Source organism: Lachnospiraceae bacterium oral taxon 500 (genome assembly GCA_002999035.1).
In the GTDB taxonomy this organism is placed as follows: domain Bacteria; phylum Bacillota; class Clostridia; order Lachnospirales; family Vallitaleaceae; genus W11650.
Window position 1 is genome coordinate 859,375 of the sequence record CP027241.1, and the last position, 20,138, is coordinate 879,512.

The 20,138-nt window shown below is 34.9% G+C and carries 20 protein-coding genes and 3 pseudogenes; 6 read left to right on the plus strand and 17 right to left on the minus strand.

Going from position 1 to position 20,138, the window contains the following annotated elements:
• Positions 1 to 71: 71 nt before the first annotated feature.
• From C3V36_04010 to C3V36_04050, 9 genes and pseudogenes are all read right to left on the minus strand, one after another.
• A pseudogene (locus tag C3V36_04010) lies at positions 72 to 335 on the minus strand (hypothetical protein).
• Positions 308 to 554: pseudogene (locus C3V36_04015) on the minus strand (hypothetical protein). The pseudogenes C3V36_04010 and C3V36_04015 overlap by 28 nt, the downstream one beginning before the upstream one ends.
• Positions 555 to 591: 37 nt before the next feature.
• Positions 592 to 1,176 carry a hypothetical protein gene (locus tag C3V36_04020; protein ID AVM68483.1) on the minus strand — a complete coding sequence of 195 codons (585 nt, stop codon included), beginning with the start codon at positions 1,174 to 1,176 and terminating at the stop codon, positions 592 to 594.
• A gap of 10 nt (positions 1,177 to 1,186) precedes the next feature.
• A complete protein-coding gene (locus tag C3V36_04025; GenBank protein AVM68484.1) occupies positions 1,187 to 1,891 on the minus strand; it encodes an energy-coupling factor transporter transmembrane protein EcfT in 705 nt (234 codons plus the stop codon).
• Positions 1,881 to 3,398, minus strand: a complete 1,518-nt coding sequence (locus C3V36_04030; protein AVM68485.1) for an ABC transporter — start codon at positions 3,396 to 3,398, stop codon at positions 1,881 to 1,883. The genes C3V36_04025 and C3V36_04030 overlap by 11 nt, the downstream gene beginning before the upstream one ends.
• Positions 3,399 to 3,400: 2 nt before the next feature.
• Positions 3,401 to 5,110, minus strand: coding sequence for an ABC transporter (locus C3V36_04035; protein AVM68486.1), 1,710 nt, complete (start codon positions 5,108 to 5,110; stop codon positions 3,401 to 3,403).
• Positions 5,103 to 6,890 (minus strand): ABC transporter ATP-binding protein, encoded by a 1,788-nt coding sequence (locus tag C3V36_04040; GenBank protein ID AVM68487.1) that lies wholly within the window; start codon positions 6,888 to 6,890, stop codon positions 5,103 to 5,105. The genes C3V36_04035 and C3V36_04040 overlap by 8 nt, the downstream gene beginning before the upstream one ends.
• Before the next feature lie 148 nt (positions 6,891 to 7,038).
• Positions 7,039 to 7,686, minus strand: coding sequence for a hypothetical protein (locus C3V36_04045; protein AVM68488.1), 648 nt, complete (start codon positions 7,684 to 7,686; stop codon positions 7,039 to 7,041).
• A gap of 46 nt (positions 7,687 to 7,732) precedes the next feature.
• A complete protein-coding gene (locus C3V36_04050; protein ID AVM68489.1) occupies positions 7,733 to 8,305 on the minus strand; it encodes a TetR/AcrR family transcriptional regulator in 573 nt (190 codons plus the stop codon).
• A 297-nt stretch (positions 8,306 to 8,602) separates the two neighbouring features.
• Between C3V36_04050 and C3V36_04055 the strand changes: the two genes are divergently transcribed.
• Both C3V36_04055 and C3V36_04060 read left to right on the plus strand, forming a co-directional pair.
• Positions 8,603 to 8,956: a plasmid mobilization relaxosome protein MobC gene (locus C3V36_04055; GenBank protein AVM68490.1), complete on the plus strand. Its 354-nt coding sequence runs from the start codon at positions 8,603 to 8,605 to the stop codon at positions 8,954 to 8,956.
• A gap of 5 nt (positions 8,957 to 8,961) precedes the next feature.
• Positions 8,962 to 9,063 (plus strand): annotated as a pseudogene (locus C3V36_04060) (relaxase).
• Here the strand turns inward: C3V36_04060 and C3V36_04065 are convergent.
• Positions 9,015 to 10,223, minus strand: a complete 1,209-nt coding sequence (locus C3V36_04065) for a hypothetical protein (GenBank protein ID AVM68491.1) — start codon at positions 10,221 to 10,223, stop codon at positions 9,015 to 9,017. The pseudogene C3V36_04060 and the gene C3V36_04065 sit on opposite strands and share 49 nt — an antisense overlap.
• Before the next feature lie 187 nt (positions 10,224 to 10,410).
• Between C3V36_04065 and C3V36_04070 the strand changes: the two genes are divergently transcribed.
• The 4 genes from C3V36_04070 to C3V36_04085 all read left to right on the plus strand — a co-directional run bounded on the left by C3V36_04070 (position 10,411) and on the right by C3V36_04085 (position 13,749).
• Positions 10,411 to 11,022 (plus strand): hypothetical protein, encoded by a 612-nt coding sequence (locus tag C3V36_04070; protein ID AVM68492.1) that lies wholly within the window; start codon positions 10,411 to 10,413, stop codon positions 11,020 to 11,022.
• 1 nt (position 11,023) lies between these two features.
• Complete coding sequence (locus C3V36_04075; GenBank protein AVM68493.1) at positions 11,024 to 11,695, plus strand: hypothetical protein; 672 nt, start codon at positions 11,024 to 11,026, stop codon at positions 11,693 to 11,695.
• Entirely contained in the window at positions 11,696 to 13,096 is a 1,401-nt protein-coding gene (locus tag C3V36_04080; protein AVM68494.1) for an ABC transporter ATP-binding protein, read from the plus strand.
• Positions 13,097 to 13,170: 74 nt separating this feature from the next.
• A complete protein-coding gene (locus tag C3V36_04085) occupies positions 13,171 to 13,749 on the plus strand; it encodes a hypothetical protein (GenBank protein AVM68495.1) in 579 nt (192 codons plus the stop codon).
• Between the two features lie 182 nt (positions 13,750 to 13,931).
• Here C3V36_04085 and C3V36_04090 read toward each other — a convergent pair whose 3' ends face one another.
• The 7 genes from C3V36_04090 to C3V36_04120 form a co-directional block, all read right to left on the minus strand.
• Positions 13,932 to 14,972: a hypothetical protein gene (locus C3V36_04090; protein AVM68496.1), complete on the minus strand. Its 1,041-nt coding sequence runs from the start codon at positions 14,970 to 14,972 to the stop codon at positions 13,932 to 13,934.
• 77 nt (positions 14,973 to 15,049) lie between these two features.
• A complete protein-coding gene (locus C3V36_04095) occupies positions 15,050 to 15,355 on the minus strand; it encodes a hypothetical protein (protein AVM68497.1) in 306 nt (101 codons plus the stop codon).
• On the minus strand, positions 15,352 to 16,203 hold the full coding sequence (locus C3V36_04100) for a nucleoside triphosphate hydrolase (protein AVM68498.1): 852 nt from the start codon (positions 16,201 to 16,203) through the stop codon (positions 15,352 to 15,354). The genes C3V36_04095 and C3V36_04100 overlap by 4 nt, the downstream gene beginning before the upstream one ends.
• Positions 16,200 to 16,979 carry a replication initiation protein gene (locus C3V36_04105; protein ID AVM68499.1) on the minus strand — a complete coding sequence of 260 codons (780 nt, stop codon included), beginning with the start codon at positions 16,977 to 16,979 and terminating at the stop codon, positions 16,200 to 16,202. The genes C3V36_04100 and C3V36_04105 overlap by 4 nt, the downstream gene beginning before the upstream one ends.
• An 87-nt stretch (positions 16,980 to 17,066) precedes the next feature.
• Positions 17,067 to 17,348, minus strand: coding sequence for a hypothetical protein (locus C3V36_04110; GenBank protein ID AVM68500.1), 282 nt, complete (start codon positions 17,346 to 17,348; stop codon positions 17,067 to 17,069).
• Positions 17,349 to 17,366: 18 nt separating this feature from the next.
• A complete protein-coding gene (locus C3V36_04115) occupies positions 17,367 to 19,034 on the minus strand; it encodes a 23S rRNA (uracil(1939)-C(5))-methyltransferase RlmD (protein ID AVM68501.1) in 1,668 nt (555 codons plus the stop codon).
• A 135-nt stretch (positions 19,035 to 19,169) separates the two neighbouring features.
• Entirely contained in the window at positions 19,170 to 20,126 is a 957-nt protein-coding gene (locus tag C3V36_04120) for a hydrolase (protein AVM70432.1), read from the minus strand.
• Positions 20,127 to 20,138 lie beyond the last annotated feature (12 nt).

Genomic DNA, 20,138 nt, shown 5'->3' on the forward strand with positions numbered 1-20,138 from the left:
TTTTGATAATCTAATTATCTTTAATAATTAGATTATCACTTTTTCAGTTTTTAGTCAATATCTCACCACTCCTATAAATTATCGTCTGAACCCTTTACAAGTATCCCAACCCTTTTCAAAACCCTTAGCTTCTCCTGCTTCTTCTGTTCTCGCCTTGCTTTATACCTTTCCTCATATTCCTGTTATTTGCCGTTTGCTTTACGCTTCAGATAATTTTGGTGAAGCCTATCTTTTCTTTCATTTATTTTTCGTTCTTCTTCCTCAAGCTTTTGTTTTTCTTCTTCGCTTACAGGTACGGCTTTTCCTTTCACATAAAGGTAATATTCTTTAGCCACTTAGTTATCCTCCTTTTCCTGTTCTGTGGTTTGCTTTTTGAGAATAAAAAAGGAGGACTTCTGCACATAGGCATAATAAGTCCTCTAAAATGAAAGAAACTTGCTCTTTCCTTATATTTTAAATTTGATTTTTTATGATAATTACCAGTATCAAAAAGGTCTATTGTTTTTTTCTATATGAATAACAGACCCTAAATAATACATAGCAATTACCTCCATTATTTAATCCATTTTTTCCTTCACAAACAAAGATTGATTAAATCACTCCTGCTTTTTCAAAATGTTTTTTAAGTATCCTTGTTGCAACAAATGCTCCTATGCAAGCAAGAACAAAAGTTATCAAGCCAAATCCTACTGCCCACGAAACTTTGAAATAAGATAATGCTTCATTTATTTGTGTTTCACTCATTTTCCATTTTGATGCTCTTTCCACAAATGATGCTGTTCCGAACAAAAGTATAGGTACAACTGTCCCTAAAAAATCTGCTAATGCAAATGTCCCATATCCAATAATCATTCGTCCCTTGCTCTCATAATTTCCTATAATCAAATCACATATAATTCCACCGATTACAGCAAAGACTGCATGAGGCAAATGTCCTCCTGACAACGCAATTAAACCAAGAAGCGTTCCTGATATTGTAAATACACCCTTCTTTTTAACTTTTACAGCCATAAGAATATAAACGGTGGCTGCTACCATAAAGCTGACTCCTGAAGCAATAAATCCTCCAATAACTGTTGTTGCCATAGCAAAGCCGGCTGCCATGTATATGACAATTCCAATTGCATTAAAAATTCCGATTGTAATAAAATCACGACCATTTAATTTGTTTTTCATAAAAGTCCTCCTAATAAATTCTCTGTATTACTATCATAAGAGCAATCATCAAAGCTCCTAATAGTCCAATCATTAAGTCTGCCCAGCTAAACCGCAATTCTGTTAATGTTACCCTTTTCTCATCACTATCGAGTCCTCTAATGAGTGCTGAAGCTGACAATTCATCTGAAATCTTAATCATTCTCATTAAAAGCGGAACAAGCGTATATTCAATGTATTTAATTGGATGCAGCAACGGAAAAAATCTGCTTGTTACAATTCCTCGAATCTTCATATTCTCTTTTAATGCCTTGAGTTCTATTTTTATAGTTGGTACAAACCTAAGCAAAACACTAAAAGGTATACCAATGCTTCTTGGTACTTTCATTCTATTTAACGCTTCCAGCATTTCACTTACACTTGTAGTCTTTGTTATATATCCACCAAACATAGCGATTAAGGTCATTCTTGATGCAAAGTAAATAAACATATATATTGCAAATACAATACTTGCTTCACAAAATTTTCCAAGCCCTAACTCTATGCAGTATAAAAGCACAAAAAACAAGATAAAGCGTAACGCTCTTTTCCACATCCCGCTATATAAATATAGAAAAAAGGCAAAAACAATTAATACAAAAAGTAGAATTGTATCGCTTATAAAAAAGCTCGTAAAGGAGGCAATTGGAAGTAGAGTAAGTTTTATTCTCGGATCAACTGTTTTTCTATCTGCCAAGCTCTCTACCTCCTCTCATCTTGTCCAATATTAGAAATTTATTGCTTTCACTCATATTCAAAACATTTTCTATTTTTCCATCTCCCATTACCGCAACCTCACTCACAGTGTTTGCTAAAAACTCAAAATCATGACTTATTACCAAAACTGTTGTTCCATTTTTTAATTGTTCTTCAATCAGTTTTGCGACGGAAAGCATTGAGTCTTTATCACAACCCGATGTCGGTTCATCATAAATAAAAACTTTTGCCTGTTTCATCATCCCACAAGCTATTGTCAGTCTTTGTTTTTCTCCTCTTGATAAAGCAAACGGATGCTTATCCATATATTTATCTAAGCCAAGTACATTCAAAATAGACTTTGCCTTTTTGATATTTTCTTTTTTATCTTTACTTGAAATACCAAGCAGCATTTCATCAAGTACACTTTCCGAAAACAACTGATAGTCCGAATCTTGAAAGACAAAGTATGACATCTCCATTAAATCTTTACGATTCAACTCTTTATCTTTTTCCGCCCATATTTTTCCCTCTTTTATCTTCTCAAGTCCTGAAATCACTCTTGCAAAGGTGGTTTTTCCGGTGCCATTTAAGCCAATAAGACCAATGGCTTTTCCGCACTCCATATTGAAATCAAGATGATTTAAAATGTACTGGTTTTGTTTATTTCCATTCTTAACTACACTCGGATAGCAAAATTTCAAGTCTTTTCCGCTGATACTTTCATCATTTAATTTATATAAATCTTTCTTCTCACTTATCCTGTATTCTTCTAATTCAAGAGTCCTTAGTCCGTTCTCATCCCAAAACTCTTGACTAAGATGGATAACTTCTTCCCGACTCAAGTCCTGTGCAATTTCTCCATCTTTAATCAAAAGAAAACGGTCAAATAAAGATTTTACATAGTACAGACGATGTTCAATCAAAACAACTGTTGTACCCTTTTGCTTTAATTTTTCTAAAATCAAAAACAGGTCAAATGTAGCTTTCATATCCAAATTTGCTGAGGGTTCATCTAAAATTAAAACTTTCGGATTCATTGCATATATGCTTGCAATAGCTATCTTTTGTTTCTGTCCGCTTGATAATTCAAAAACAGATTTTCCTTTAAGTTCCTCAATAGCCAGCTCCGTATATATTTCTTCTACTCTCTGTTTGATTTCATCTCTTGATTTACAGATAGTTTGAAGTCCGAAAGCTATTTCTTCATCTGTCGTTGTCGTGAAAAACTGACTTCTCGGATCTTGAAATACAGTCCCTACAATATGCCCTATTTCATGAAGCAATAATTTGCTTATATCTTTTCCGGACGCAAAGGCTTCTCCTTTCATTTTGCCTTTGTAATAATGTGGAATAAGACCATTCATTACACTTCCAAGAGTGCTTTTACCACTTCCACTTTTCCCTGAAATTAAAACAAATTCACCTTTTTTAATTTCAAGATTGATATTTTTTAAAGCAGTTCGCCCATCTTCCCATTCATAAGAAACATCTTTTAACAAAATCATGGTTACACCTCATATTGAGCTTTCCATAATTTTGTGTAGTAACCATCTTTCTCAAGAAGTTCCCCATGCTTTCCTTTTTCAAGTAAATTTCCTTTTTGAAATACGAGAATTTGGTCAGCTTTTTGAATTGTTTTTAAATGATGAGCCACTACAAGTACAGTTCTATTCTTTGCAAGTTCTGTAATAGCATCTTGTATCAAAGATTCATTTACAGGATCAACATTACTTGTCATTTCATCAAGAATTAAAATAGGTGCATCCTTTAGAAAGGCTCTTGCAATAGATATTCTTTGTCTCTGTCCACCTGAAAGAATCCCACCATTTTCTCCAATATCAGTTTTATAACCTTTTGGTAAACTCATAATGAAATCATGTATCCTTGCCTTCTTTGCAGCTTTAATGATTTCCTCTTTTGTAGCTCCTTTTTTACCTACTCTGATATTTTCTTCAATCGTGTTATCAAACAGTTGAACATTCTGCATGACAATGCTGATACGATCTAAAAGCTCATCATAAGGAATATCCCTTATATCAGTTCCTCCAAGTGTAATTTTCCCTTTATGCACATCATAAAATCTTAGAAGCAAGTTGGTTATAGTAGTCTTTCCACTACCTGATTCTCCAACTAAGGCTGTCATTGTTTTTTCAGCAATAGAAAAGCTCAATTTTTCCATTTTAAATTCATCTTTTTCATAAGAAAAATCTATGTTTTCAAAAGCTATATCATTATCTTTCGGAACAATCCCATTCACTTTATCCTGTATTACATCTGCATATAAAATTCTTGAAAGTCTTTCATAACTGTCCACCGCCGAAACATAGTACATATAGTGTTGTTCCATAGAAGCGAACGGCTTATAAAACTCTTTTGAAATTACCGCAAAGATAATAAAATTAAGTACATCAAGATTTCCCTTTACAACAAATATTGTTCCTGCAATTAAAAGAACCAAATATCCAATATCCAGTAAAAAACCAAATATGGATAATTGTTTTGCCTTGAATCTTGAAGCTGCTTTGCTTGTTTCTCCAAACTTTTTTGTCTTATTCATAAGCTCATTATCCAAGCTCTTATTGTTTGAAAAACTCTTTAGTACAGGTATTCCTCTAACATATTCAACAAATAAGCTAACCATATCAAGAAGTGCTGAGTTGTTCTGATTTTCAATTTTTTCAGATTGCTTAATTGTCAAATATAGAAAGATAAGAGCAATCGGAACAGATACAGCCATTAGAATAGCAAGTTTTAAATCAACATTTGCAAGACCAATAAATACGACTGTGCCTATCAAAAAATCGCCAAACATTCTTGACCACATGTGTCCTACAACAAGGGACATATTATCAACATCTTTGTGTAGAATTGTATTGATTTCTCCCAGTCTTTCATTGGTATAAAATCCTAAACTGAATTTTTTCAATTTGATAATCATGCGTTCTCTGATTTGCTGAACAATATCAAAACCCGCACTATGCTTTTTCATATCCGCAACCATGTTACAAATGCCTTTGAATACAACAAGAAGTGCAATCACAATAAAATATTTATATAGGTTCTCTATGCTTGTTCCATCAAATATCTGAAACAGTATAGAAAAAACAATAACAATCATAACTATGGAACTTACTCCATAAAGGGCAAAGAATACACTTGATATAATCAAATCTCTCTTCCCGGTTTTTGTAAGTAGTTTTAACATTTCTCTAAACATTTTCTGTTACCACCTCCGTACACTCGCAATCCACTCCGTTCCTTGCTCGTGAAAGACTATCGTCTTTCAAATTCCATCTATCTACCTTGTTCTGTGCTTCAACCATATCCTTATAAAAATCACATCTTTTCATCAGCTCTTCATGGCTTCCTGCATCAAGAACAACACCCTTATCCATAACTATAATTTGGTCTGAATCTCTAATCGTATTTAGATGATGAGCAATTGTAATAACCGTTTTATCCTTACTTAAATCATCAATCGCTTCACCGATTAGTCTTTCATTTTCACTATCAACAGCTGCCATTGCCTCATCTAATATTAAAATCGGTGCATTTTTCAGTATCATTCTTGCTATGGAGATTCTTTGTTTTTCTCCACCGGATAACTTAACTCCCATTTCACCTACTCGTGTTTCATATCCATTTGGCAATGCTGAAATAAAATCATGGCATCTTGATTTTTTAGCCGCCTCTATGACTTCCTCTTTTGTTGCATTTAGTTTTCCGATTGCTATATTTTCAAAAATGCTTAAATCAAAAAGGATAACTTCTTGCCCGACACTACCAATCAACATTGAGATATTTTCTTGACTATATTCTTTTATGTCTTTTCCATTTATCAGTATTTGTCCTTCGTCTGCATCCCAAAATCCCATAAGTAAATTAGATACGGTACTTTTCCCACAACCACTTGCACCTACAAAGGCATTCAAGCTATTTTTCTTAAAAGTTAAATTGATGTTTTGTAGCTCAAAGCAATCTTTTCCGTACGCAAAATTCACATCTTTAAATTCTATGTTTCCAAATTCTAAACCTTGTTCTGTCTTTTTGTTTGGAAGTGGAACTGTTAAAACTTTTCCAATCGCCTTTAATGCCTCCCTAAACACAATAGAAAAATGTTGCAATGTAGCTGTCTTACTTATAGATGCAGTAAAAGCAGATGATAAAATTATTGCAAGAATAAAATTAGGAGTTGTAATATTCCCATAATAAAGAAAGATACTTCCCAAAATCATGACAATTACCACTCCAATTTCCATAAATATGTCAATAAGTCCCATTGGAATTGTAATTGCTCCCATACTCTTTTTAACCCAGTAAATATATTCTCTTGCCGTTTTTAATGTTCTTTCACTAATCTCCTCTTCTTTAGCAAAAGCCTTAATCACAGAAATGTTTTTTACATATTCCATCAACTCTTCTCTCATCTTATTTTCATGATTAAAGTAAATCGAAAAGTTTTTATCCATTGTTTTCTGTGAAAGAACTTTTACCAAATACATGAGTGGAACTCCGGCAATCATTCCAAGAGCAAGACGCCAATCCACAAAAATCATAGCTACAAAAATAATGGTTGGTAGAAGTGTAACTGACATTATTTCAGGAAGACCATGGGCAAGGTATACTTCCACTTGTTCTACATCATGTTGAACGATGTTGGTAAGCTCTCCGGTATTATGTTCTTTGAAAAATCCTAAACTTAGTTTTTTTAGATGACCGATAATATCTAACCTAAGTTCTGTCAATTTTTCGTATGCTTTCTCATGAGCAACTTTTGTCGCAAAATAGTAAAACACTCCCTTTAATGCAAACGATATAAAGATTCCTAAGAATATATACTTTAAATCACCTTCGTTAATATTGCTTGTGATTAAAGAACTAATCAAATATACAAGTAAGATTTGTGGTATCAAATCAAATACTATTTTTAAAGCAAGAAGTGAATTGGATAAGCCGTTTTTCCCAATCACTTTTTTTCTTAATTCTTTTTCCGGCATGAACAACTCTCCTTTCAAAATTGAATAATATTGAATTATAATTCAATATTAAGGTTTAAAGTAAGACTTTGCTGATTACACAAAGTCTATTACTATACATTAATTAATCTCAAAACCATAAATTTTATCAACACATTAGCTTTAATATTCAACTATTTTTAAAAAGCTCTTCACATTTTTTCTGTATAGTTTCCCCGCGTTTTTTAATTAACTCTTTTATTTTTTCTGAACAACTTATTTTTGAAAATTTATCATTAGAATAATAATCTTCTTGTAAAGTCATTTTAATATAATCTTCAAAAGAAAAATTCATGTCGAAATCATTCCAATTCTGGTTTATATACTTTATCATCTTGTTCCAATCTTCATTGAAGTCCTTATGAATAAATTGTAAGCTACGTTTACGCTTCATATTATTCGCGGGAATCGGAGTAAAATTACCTATAAAATGATAATCATAACCTTGCTCATTTATATCGTAACACAGCTTCCCATTATTCATTACATCAAAAAGAAATCTATACCTTTCTTTATCATTTTTAACTATTAGATAATATCTATTTATTAAGTAATTATATTTTTCTTTATCCTTATTCGTTAAAAAATCGGATATTATTTCTCCCCAAATCATTTGACATAATGGTGACTGTTCACAGTCTCCTAACGACCATTCATTATTGTCTTTAAAATTATATTTACTAAACTCATTCCAAGGAATTTTACAAACAATCTCTTCTTTCCAGTCCTTTTGCATTTCTCTCCATAACCTTTTATTCTTTTTACTACAATAAGACATTATTTCCCCCTCCTTAATTAAATTTATTAAACTGATTTTAGTAAAATTATAAAGATTCTACCCCCTTATAATAACATCTCGCTATCAACTTCAACATTTCTTTTGCCCACTTTTCACTTTGATAATGTCTTGCTATTTCAAGAAGACCCTCCGTAAAATTATTAGCTAAAATATGGGCAAGCATTGGATCATATTTTCTTTTTGATTGTCTTTTCAGGCTCACTTCAATATGAATCTGCATTTGCGATATAAGTTTTTGTTTTGCTTCTGTATGCTTTGTACCTGAGCTTTTATCCATTAAAATAATTAACTTCTTACGCTCTTTTAAAAGTTCATGAATATAATTCTCGCCGACTTCATCAAACCTTTCAGAAGCAGAGCCTTTTTCCAAAGATTCTTCCTCATTAAAAGCTGACTCAAAATTTATATAAACAGAACTTACCACTGCATCAAACAAAACCTCCTTATTTTTGAAATAGGTATAGATGAGTGCCACAGGTATATTCGCTTCTTTTGCAATTTCTGTTAATTTGGCACCTCTATAATCCTTTTTATAAAATACTTTTTCTGCTGATTCGAGTATTCTATTTCTGACTTCTTCTTTTAATACTTGTGCCATAGCACACCTCTTTCTATTCTAATACTGAATTTATATTTAATAATAAATTATAATTCAATATTTGTCAAGATACCTATAGAAAATATATCGTCTTTGTGGTACAATTTAATAATAAATTAAAAACTTGCTTAATGCTTGCTCCATAACTCACACTTTTGTAGCAAGCACAGTAAGTGTACGGACACTTACGGAAAAATTGACGAAGCAGCCCTTTGGGAACTGCTTCTTTTTTTATCAATTTTTAGCTTGTTAGGGAGACCCTAATACCCCGAAAATCATACAAAGGAGGAAATATCTATGGCAAATAGGATACGAAATGAACGACTTGAAATTAAGTTGACTAAGGCAGAAAAGGCTCATTTTGAGGAGAAAAGAAAACTTGCAAAGTGCAGAAATATGAGCCACTTTATCCGCAAATGCGTTTTAGAAAAGGAAATTTATCAGGTAGATTTAGAGCCTTTTAGGGATTTACAAGGCTTACTTTCCAACGCAACAAACAACATCAATCAGATTGCAAAGCGAGTAAATTCGACCGGTGGTATAGTCCACAAAGAGGACATAGGCGATATAAAAAAAGAGATTGAACATTTTTCAAAAGAACTGTGGCAAATTCATTCCTTGCTTCTAAACAGGACTTCCGGAGGTGATTAGTTTTTATGGCTATTACAAAAATACACCCTATAAAATCAACCCTTAATCTTGCTATTGACTACATCGTAAATGGAGAAAAAACAGATGAACAAATCTTGGTAAGTACTGAACCTGCAGGCATTGGAACATCGTTTACTCCCGCTGCAGTTGTTCCTACTGCGCTAAGCTCAAATTTGAACTCTTCTGCTGTAGGAGCTTGATCTCCTGTCAAAGCTTTCTTAACCTTAAAGTTTGCAGTTGTGTAGTTGAATACATTTTTAAATGCTGGCTCGCTATCTACTACTGCCTTAAGTGTTCCGTTATCATTTGTTACTGTAACAGTTACTTCCTTCTCTGCATTATCGTATACTACGCCTGCTAGAGGATTTGCTCTGTTCTCTGAAACCTTGAACTTATATGTTCCTGGCTTCTTGAACTCGATCTTGTCAAACTCAAAGCTTCCGTCTGTGCCTACAGCTGCTGTAAGAGCCTGTGGCATTGTCACGCCATCATATGTTTCAGTTGGAATCTGAGCTAGTGTAACCTCAAATGTATTTGCAGGTATTGTTAGAGCTGTATTATCCTGATCAACATATTCCTTGCTTCCCTTAATCTTTGCATCTACCTTCTGGTAGTTTGGAACGATTGCTGAGAATCCTGGCTGCGTTGCATTTAGGATTGAGAATGTTCCCTCAGTTGCATTTAGTGAACCTGATGTTGTATATGCTGGGTTTGGCTTAAATACATTGTTATCAAACTTATATGCCCCTGGTGCTGATGTCTGAACTAGACGATATTCACCTCTTGATAGACCTGTGATAACAGCTTCTCCACTTGCGTTTGACTTCGCGATTGCCTTACGGCCTCTGATATAGTAATCTGACCACTTGCCGTTTAGCTTTGTCTGAATCTTAAACTCAGCTCCCTTGATAGGAGTTGTGTTGTCAATCTCATCTACAACCTTTAAACGAATTGTTCCTGCTGAAACTGTTGCAGTCCCCGCAGACTTATCAATTGTGTAAGTAACTGAAGCTTCATCGCTTGCCTGATCTGAAGAAATCTCACCCTTGTTAGTTACGTTCTCTAGTCCAGTGATTTCTGGATAGTGAGTGTCAAATTCAGCAAAGAATGTAACTATATTGCCCTGTGAAGGTCCATTTGGACCATAGATGTCTTTAATCTTGTTCATGCCACCTAGATCTGGTTCTAGGTCAGTGTACTTGAGTGAATCATTTGAGAAATTAGCGATGAAGGTATCTCCACCTGTCGCTGGGTCTAAGACTCTCACTACTTTGATACAATTTAATGATTGACTTCTTGAAATCCATATAATATCTGTTTGCACACCCCTATTTGAAAAACGTTAAAAGGTATTCATTCATAATTTATTCTTTTAAAGTTATACTTAGCAGTCTTGCTTCTTGTATTTTTATAGTATATAATATTGCATATCAGTGATATGTGGGAGGGGTCTAATGGTTAACGGTTATCTTGAAACATATAATAAATTGATAGAAAGTGCAAAAAGAGAGTTTGAAAATAAAGAATATGAAAAGGTGTCTATAAGAAATATCGCTAGCGGTGCTAACCTTACAATTGGAGCTCTTTATCAGCATTTTAAGAATAAAGAAGATTTGTATGACTGTATTGTTTCTCCCATTTGCGATGGTTTTATATCAATAACAAATGATAGAAATAAGGATTTTATTGATAGTTTAGAAAGGGATGAATTTAGCATTATTAGCGAAGAATTGTCCTATATTACTAATGATTTATTGAAATATATTTATGATAATTGGAAAATATTTAGAATTTTAATTTTAAATGATAAAACTAAAATTTATAAAACATTTTTCAATACAATCGTTGAAAATGAAACAAAAATGACTCAGCTTATGATTGAAAAGAAAAATATTAGCCAATATGAACATTTAACTTTTAAAAAATTAAAATCCTTAATTTCAGCACAGTATCAGGGGATTTTTGCCCTAATGAGAACTGAAGATGATATAAAGAACTTAGATAATGATTTGCATTTGTTATTTGATTTTTTTAGATATGGTTGGATAGGGGTGTTAGGTATATAACATGATTAAATTTTCAATGAAAACAAAAATCATAATTTTAATTTTAATGAACCTATTAATAACTCTTCAAACATCTTTAAATACAGAGCTTTTTGTAATAATTTATATATCGCTATTTTATATTTTACAAAGAGAATTTAAGTTTGTGTTTAAGAGTCTTGCAATTTATTCGCTTATATCTCTGCTAATATATTGTTTAGCTCAAATGAATAATCTAATTGTAGGCTCTATAGTTTTTACTTTAATTATTGCAAAAAAGCTATTTCCTAATATTTTTTTTGCTACAGCAATGGTGAAAACTAGCCATTTTGGAGAATTACTTTATGCTCTTTCAAGCTTTAAGTTGCCTAAAAAAATCGTAATAATGCTCTCAATTATTTTTAGATTTTTTCCAAGCTTTTATTTAGAGATGAAAAATAATACAAGAGCTTTCAAATTAAGAACCTATAAAGTGTCTAAACTTAGCGAATATTTTTACTACTTTATTTACTTTTCAGTAGTTCCATTAATGAGAAGAGCTGAACTTGTATCTGATGAGTTATCTCAAGTTGCAGTACTAAGAGGTATTGAATCTAATAATCCACGTACAAGTATGTTTGCAGAACCTCTTTATTTTTATGAGTATATTGCAATATTTTTACTGGCTGGCTTGTTTTTATACGAGGTATTTTAAATGATTGAATTAAAAGATGTTTCTTTTTCGTATTATAAGGGACCGAAAGCTCTAAATAACATTAGCTTAAATATTAAAAAGGGAGAATTAATTTTACTCCTTGGAGAAAGTGGATCAGGAAAAACCAGTCTAGCTAGGACTATAAATTGTTTGGTTCCTAAATTTTTTGACGGAGATTTTAAAGGCGAAGTTAATGTTTTGGGAAAGCCAACTAAGGATCTTAGTATGGTTGATTTATCAAGTATGATAGGAACTGTCTTCCAAAACCCAAGAAACCAATTTTTTACTCTGGATACCACAAGCGAACTTGCTTTTAATTTGGAAAACCATGGAATAAATCCCGAGCTAATAAAAAGTCGTGTATTTGATATTTTTAATGACCTCAATATAAATCATCTTAAAGATAAAGATGTTTATAAGCTTTCAGGTGGGCAAATGCAGATGGTTGCAATCGCAAGTGCCTGTGCATTAAATCCAGAAATTTTAGTCTTAGATGAGCCTAGTGCCAATCTAGACAGATCTAGTATTTCTGATTTGATAGAGTTATTAAAAATATTCAAATCAAATAAAACTACAGTCATTATTTCAGAGCATAGACTCTATTACCTTAAAGATTTAGTTGATAGAGCTTTTTATATTAAAGATGGCGAAATAAAAAATATTTTTAAGGGATACGAATTATATTCCATGAATGATAGGAAGAGGTTAGAATATGGTCTTCGCTCTTTAAATGACGATAGCATTCTTATTAAAAACAAGCCATCAGAGAAAGATGAAAATTTGCTAGAATTTAAAAATCTCTCAGTTGGATATAAAAAACCGCTTATTAGTAAGATGAATTTGAAAATAGAAAGCGGTGAAGTACTTGGAATAATAGGTGAAAATGGCTCGGGAAAATCTACCTTATTAAATACAATATCTGGTTTGATTAAAGAAATTTCTGGCGAAATTTTATTCAATGGAAAAAAACTAAATAGAAGAGATAGACAAAAGCTTTGCGCACTAGTTATGCAAGAACCAAGTTATCAATTTTTTATGGAAAGTGTAGAAAAAGAACTTACTTTCGGTATAAAAAACTATGACGAAAATAAACTCAATAAGTATTTGCAAGATATGAATTTAAAGAACATAAAAGATAATGATCCCTTAAAATTGTCAGGGGGTGAAAAACAGCGACTCGCTATTTTGATAAATCTCTTAGACAATAAAGATGTTTTTCTTCTGGACGAGCCAAGTTCAGGTCTTGATTACAAAAATATGTTAGTTATTTCCGATGAAATAAAAAAACTTCAGGAAAAAGGAAAAATAATCATCATTATAAGTCATGACTATGAGTTACTTTCAGAAGTTTGTACCAAGATTATATATTATAATCAAGGAGGTTTTATTAAAATGACATAATTTTTTGCACTCTACATATCAGTAATATGTGTAGTTTCTAATCTTTTAAATTAAAACTTGAAAGGAGTATTAATATGACAAACAAATTAGACGTTAAAACAATGATTAAACTGGCAATATTTACAGTAGTGTTGTATATTTTGATAAGGGTTTCCTCTTTAGTATCATTAATTCCTGGAGTATATCCCTTCACGGCAGCTATAACTTTAATACCAGTTGGTATTGTGTGGATTTATTTAAGGATGAAAGTTAAAGCGAAATATAGCATTTTAATTCAATGTACCCTACTATCTATTCTAACTTTTGTTGGAGGCTCACCTTATTTTATTGCTCTTGGCATGCTACTTGGAGGAGTTCTTGCAGAGTTTATAACTTTTGATAAAAATGGAAATTCCACCCACAGAAGTATTTTGTATGGTTATATAGGTTTTGGATTTGTTTTCTATATTTCAACATATCTTATTATGCTTGTTGCAAGAGATTACTATATAACCTATATAGAATCTTTAGGAATGCCTATAGATATGGTTCTAAGATTAGTAAACCTTGTTACCTTGCCTACATTTATTATAGGTATGTTACTTGTTCCTATTTGTAGTTTTATAGGACTTCATATTGGAAAAAAAGTCTTTGTCCGCTATTTTAACAAGTAAGATTTAGGGCTGTTGCAGAGTGAATAAATCGTCCTTATATCATTAAAAGAACCTTCGCGAGAATGTTTACTAAATGAGCTAGCAGACTAAACAAAAAATTCTCTGAAAGAACCTTTTAATGATAGGACGATACTTATTCATAGTTTTGCAACAGCCCACTTGTATAGAAAGAACAAAAGGGATTATATTATATTTTTATATTTTGTTTTTCCTATTACCAGTTCTCTAAATACACCATAGCTTAGCTTCTGAGCCTTAATCTTAGCGTAGAAGCTGTCGTATGTATCTGAAGAGCTCTGTGTAATCTGTGTAAAATACTGTGATACTGGAAGCCAGTTACTTCCTGACTCAATAGGCATTACTGTACCAGCTGCTGCAGAAGTATAGTGTGGATTTCCTCCCGCTGGAACCTCTGCCCAGTTATATCTAACAGCTGTGAACGAAATTGTGTCTATATCAATTACACCATTGTGTGGAATCTTATCTACGAGCATCAAATTTGTCTGCTCCTGATATGTTCCAAAAGCATCGTCAATCTTATTATATGTGTTAAATAGACGAAGTGAGCCTAGCTGGTTTCCGATTAGCTTGATGTGTGCTGTATCGTATCCAGATGGCCATCCCTGTTTCTCTAACAATCTATTATTGATTGTTCTAGCACCTGGACTTGGTCCAATTCCACCAGTTCCTGTTCCAGGAGCTGCAGCTTTAACCTTAAATGTTACATTTGCGTTTGCATCTTCGATTGTAAGAGCCTTAGTCACAGGATTTCCATCTGTTGCTCCGTTATCTAGAGCCTTTAGACGTGCTCCCGTATAGATACTTCCTGTCAAGAAGTTTCTGTCTGCTGGGAAATCAGCACCTAGTGTAATCTTGACCTCTGTACCTGTAACTACTGCTGTAGCAATCTGCTGTCCATTATCAGAGAAAATTGCAATCTCTGAGGTTGGGAGACTTCCGAACATCGTTCCAATATTTGTAGAAAGATTGATCGTATCTCCTGGCTTCATTGCATTGCCTGACTGTGTTTCGATATTAAAATCGAACTTAAGTGAAGCAAGCGATCCAACGTCTACCTGACCTGGTGAAACCTGAATGTTTGAAACGGTTATGTTATAACCATCTTTAGATGTAGTTGCGCTTGCATCATCAATATTTGAAAAAAGCCCAAGCGTAACTGCCATTACTGCTATCAAAGCAATAAATTTCTTAGTAATTTTCACTTTATTCCTCCCCTTTTACTCATATCGCGGGCAAAGCTCTAGCGATATTAACATCTCTATATCAATATATAGGCGCTCTAAAATATTGGGTTGGGGTTGGTACTCTCTAAATTATCGGGTTGGTAAAAACAGCCCGTTTTTTCTTTGAGGTTGGTGGCCTCTAAATTATCGGGTTGGTAAAAAAAATAGCCCTTCGCATATAATGTATTTAACCACAATACTCTAATTACGAAGGGAGGAACAATATGATTCCTAATACTGATTTTATCACAACTTTTCTCAATATCAGAGATTCCGATCTGGAATATTTCTTTGTTTCTACATAAAATGGTAAAACTTACTTCCATGTTCAGCGTTTTTCTTGCTATCTCTTCATTGATCAAGTTCTCTCACCTCCATTCAGTAGCCTCTCTTTATTACGAGCCAGCTTATCCTTTTGAATAACCTTTCTAAAATCTTCTCCTACAACCATAACAGGAATACACATCTCTATGATTCGCGAATAAATCCTCTGATACTCCACACTTTCCGTGCAATTTAGAATTGTGTCATAGGAAAGGTTTGTGGTAAAAATAGTCGGTTTTTGTTTTAAGTACCTGTTATTAACAATGTTATATACCTGTTCTTTTGCATAACTTGTATCCCTTTCAATTCCTAAATCATCCAAGATAAGAACGGAAGTATTTACAAGAGATTCAATATATGCGTTTTTATCAAGGTCAAATCCGCCTTTTTGTAATTCGTTGATAATCTGTGCAAAATTTCTTATCTTAACCCTTACCTGATATTGTTCAATTAGAGCATTGGCGATAGAACAAGCAAGGTATGTCTTTCCACTACCTACCGAACCATAAAACAAAAGTCCTATATTTTCCTTTTTCATTTCCTCATAATCTTTTACAAAATTCTTGGCAATAATAAGGCTTTGATTTTCTTTTCCCTGATAGTTTTCAAAGGTATATGCCCATTGAATAATGGATGTGAAGCAGATACTTTTTAATCTCTCGATTTCAAGCTGCTTTTGTCTTTCTTTTTCTTTTGCTTCTCTATTTCTATCGCATTTACAAGAAATCTTAAATATCATCTTGTTATCAAAGAACTCCATCACTTTTCCGTCTTTTCTTTCATGGCAAACTTTACAAAATGCGTGTCCATCCTTGATATATTCTTTTTCAGGATCGTAAGAATACTCTACATCTTCTATAATTACTTTTTCTAATTCTTTCATCATAGGTGTTCTCCTTTATCATATTCTTCCCATGTCGGGATATTTGATGTTTTCACTTCTTTTCCTCTCCCCTGATCTTTATAAAACCAAGAAAGGATTGTCGCTTTATGGTCTTTATAGGTCTTTCCGGTGCTTTTGATATATGCAGATAATCTCTCAATGTAATTATCAAGCTGTGAGTTCATTATGATTTGTAAATCGGATATATCTTCTGCCGTTAAAAATACATTTTGAAATGTTCCAAGCCCGTTTTCACCAAAACTATATTCTCTCTTACTATACTTACTCTTATTATTCTCTATATAGTTAGAGTCAAGATTTTGAACTTCCTGAAGTTCATTTTCTTTACTTCTGAGGTTAAAATCTTTTACTTCTGAAGTTAAGTTTTTTGACTTCTGAAAGTCATTTTCTTTTACCGCTAATATGCTCATAAAGTCTTTAACATATATGACATTCGGCTTACCAAGCCCAAGCCTTACTCTTTCAATCAGTCCGATTCCTTTTTTCATATCGAGTTCATCTAATGTTTTTATAGCTGTCGGCTTTGAGATATTTCTTCTTCTCATAATTTCTTCAACAGTAAAATAGATAAATACCCTGCCATCTTTGTCTATCCAGTTATTCTTAAAAGACATTCCTGTCCGTTTAAGAAGCATTGAATAAAGGATAATTGCTTCAGCGGATAATCCCTTAAATTCTTCTCCGTCTACCAATATCTCCGGTACTTTTAGAAAGTTAAATCTTTCTGCTTCTCTGTTATAGAAATAGTCAAAGTCCATCGCTTCACCTCCCTCCTTAAAAATTGGCAAAGAAAAAGACGATAGTTTTTTATCTATCGCCTTTGGCAACCATTTGTATGAATTATTTTAGATTGATTTTATTGCTTCATTGATTCCCTGAAGGAACGCTATAACAGCTGCTCCGATCATCGGTATTCCATAAGGACTTAACAAAAATCCTAATACCAATGCCTCAATGCCAAGTGATATATCTTTTTGCATAAATGATCCTATTGCAGCAACTATACACATCAGCATCAAGAAATATAGAATAGTTGTTCCTATGCCGAGCAGGAATGTCAGAAATGCAGTGAGGATACTTAACAGCAATCTAATTGGAAATAAGATTATTTTTAATATCCATCTCATAAATACCCTCCATTTCTATTAAATCATCTTAAAATGCCTTAACGCATCCATGATAGCTTCCTCTTTTTCCGGTGTGCATTGTGGAATAACCTGTTTCTCTTTTTTTGATTTATTATAATGCTCCCTCAGTACAATTCCACATTTCTTTTTAATCTGTGCAATATAGAGTGTCGAAACCTTTAAATCAAACTTTTCCAATATATATTTCTTGATTTGTGCATAAGTCGCTTTACTTTCTGCACTTGTCAAATCAAGCTCATCAAGCTTAATTTCAACATCTATATGTTTATCGACATCAAGTTTGGACAATAACGCTACCGTCTCCACATGCCCGCCTCTGGCGAACATATCAAGCCCCTGCACCTTCGCTAACTGATAGCGGGCACCGTCGGTATCGGCCGCTGCCAGCCGCTTGATATCTCGGGCCAAAGTCGCCGGATTGCAGGAAACATAAACAATCCGCTCCGGCTGCATGTGGCGCAGTGTTTCAACTACACTTTCCTCCAAGCCCTTGCGCGGCGGGTCAACCACAATGACCTCGGCTCTTTTGCCCTCAGCATACAGCCGGGGAAAAATTTCCTCCGCCTTGCCAGCATAAAAGCGGGCGTTTTGCACACCGTTTCGGACAGCGTTTTTCTCGGCATCGGCAATCGCCTCCGGCACGATCTCCACACCGATTACTTCCTTGGCTTTTTCCGCCAAAAAGAGAGAAATCGTGCCAATCCCGCAATACAGGTCAATCACCCGCTCATTTCCGGTCAAAGCCGCATATTCCAGCGCCGTTTGATACAGGCGCTCAGTCATCACCGAATTGATCTGGAAGAAAGAATTGGGCGAAATCAAAAAACGGTACCGGCCAATATGGTCTTCGACATACAGCTCACCCAGTACCGCTTCCGTTTTCCGCCCCATGATCACGTTGTTTTTTTCATTATGAAAATTAATGCTGACCCCGGAGATCTGAGAAAGCCCCGCAAAAGTCTGCCGAATGGCCTGAGCCAAACGCTCCGTCATTTTCGACTCATTGACAACTAAAGTCAAATGAAAGTTTTGGTACAAATCGGATTTTCGAATCACACAGTGCCGGAGCAGCCCGGTATGCCTTTCTTCGTCATAGGCGGTAAAGCCTCCGTTTTTCATCATTTCCTTAATCTTTTGCAAAATCACGCCAACCCATTCGTCCTGCTGACAGCAAACCGGTGCTTCTATAACGCGGTGCGAGGCCGGCGCAAAAAAACCGATCTGAACTTCCCCGTCTTTCCCGGTTCGAATCGGATACTGCATCTTATTACGATAGCGCGTCGGATCAACCATCCCCAAAACCGGCGGCACGGATACGTCCGTTAAACCGCCGATTCGCTCCAGACAGTCCTTAATCTGCTTTTGCTTTAATTTCAGCGTTTCCTCATAGCGGATATGCTGCAAAGTACAGCCGCCGCACAAAGGGCCAGCCGGGCAGTCCGGCTCCTGACGCAGCGGAGAAGTTTTCAAAAAATCCAAAGTCTTGGCATAACCAAAGCTGCCGCCCGCCTTCAAAACCTTAACCTTAACGACTTCCTGCGGCAAAGTCTTTGGCACAAACAAAGTATAGCCCTCATAGCGCCCAATTCCCTCGCCCTCAGCGGAAACATCCTCAATCGTAATCATCAATTCTTCATTTTTTTTAACCGGCGCTTTTCGTTTCATTTTCTCCTCCGCTTTTGCCCACTCACAAACTGTATTTCTTCGTATTATTAATGGTGCCATGCGTGTCGCCCTCTAAGCTCATCTGCTAGCATAAAAATTATGCCCTATGCCCTGGCTAAGTGCCATTTTTCAATCTTATTTTTCCTGGCTTTTGTATCTGGTGCGGCGCAGCATACTGTCAAACAGCTTGGAATAACCAATCCAGGTATCCTCGTTTTCACTCTCGGCCAGCAATGTCTGGAAAGTCATAATCTTCGCGTCAATATTGTCCGCATAGTGCAGGACCATTGCTTCGATAATGGCCGGCCGTTTCGGTGAGCCATACTCCAATTCTCCGTGATGTGCCAAAACCATATGGCGCAAAATATTGGCCAAATCCGCCGGAAAACCCGGGATTTGCCGAATCTTCTCATTCATCCGCTCAACACCGATTACAATATGTCCAATCAAATTGCCCTCATCGGTATAATCAACCAGCGGAAACTCCGATAATTCCTGCATTTTTCCAATATCGTGCAGCAGCGCACCCATCAGCAAAACATCCCGATCCAGCACCGGATACTGCCCGGCCAGAAAATCGCAAATCTTAAGAATCCCCAAAGTATGCTCCAGCAGTCCCCCCTGAAAATTATGATGCACCGTTTTGGCTGCCGTATGCTTTTTAAAGCGCCCCACAAAATCTGTGTCCTTAACAAAAAGCTCCTCCGCCAGCGCCCGAATATAGGAATTTTTCAAGCTGCTGACATAGCCCAAAAGCTGCCGGTACATTTCCTCGGGATTTTGCTTGGTGGTCGGAATATAATTGGCCGGGTCATACTCGCCCGGTTCACTGCGGCGAACCCGCTTTACATTGAGCTGATTGGCATTTTGAAAGCTGACCACCGAACCGTCGATTTTGATAAAATCCCCCGCCTCAAAATGCCCGACTGCATCCGTCAAATCCCAAATTTTGGCATCAATGCTGCCGCTTTTATCCTGCAAAGTCATCGAATAATACGTCTTTCCCGCCCGCGTTTTCAGCACTTGCTTGGTTACGCACAAATAAACCTCCTGAATACGCTCACCCTCTTTTACTTCTGCTAAATAAATCATCTTTAACCCTTT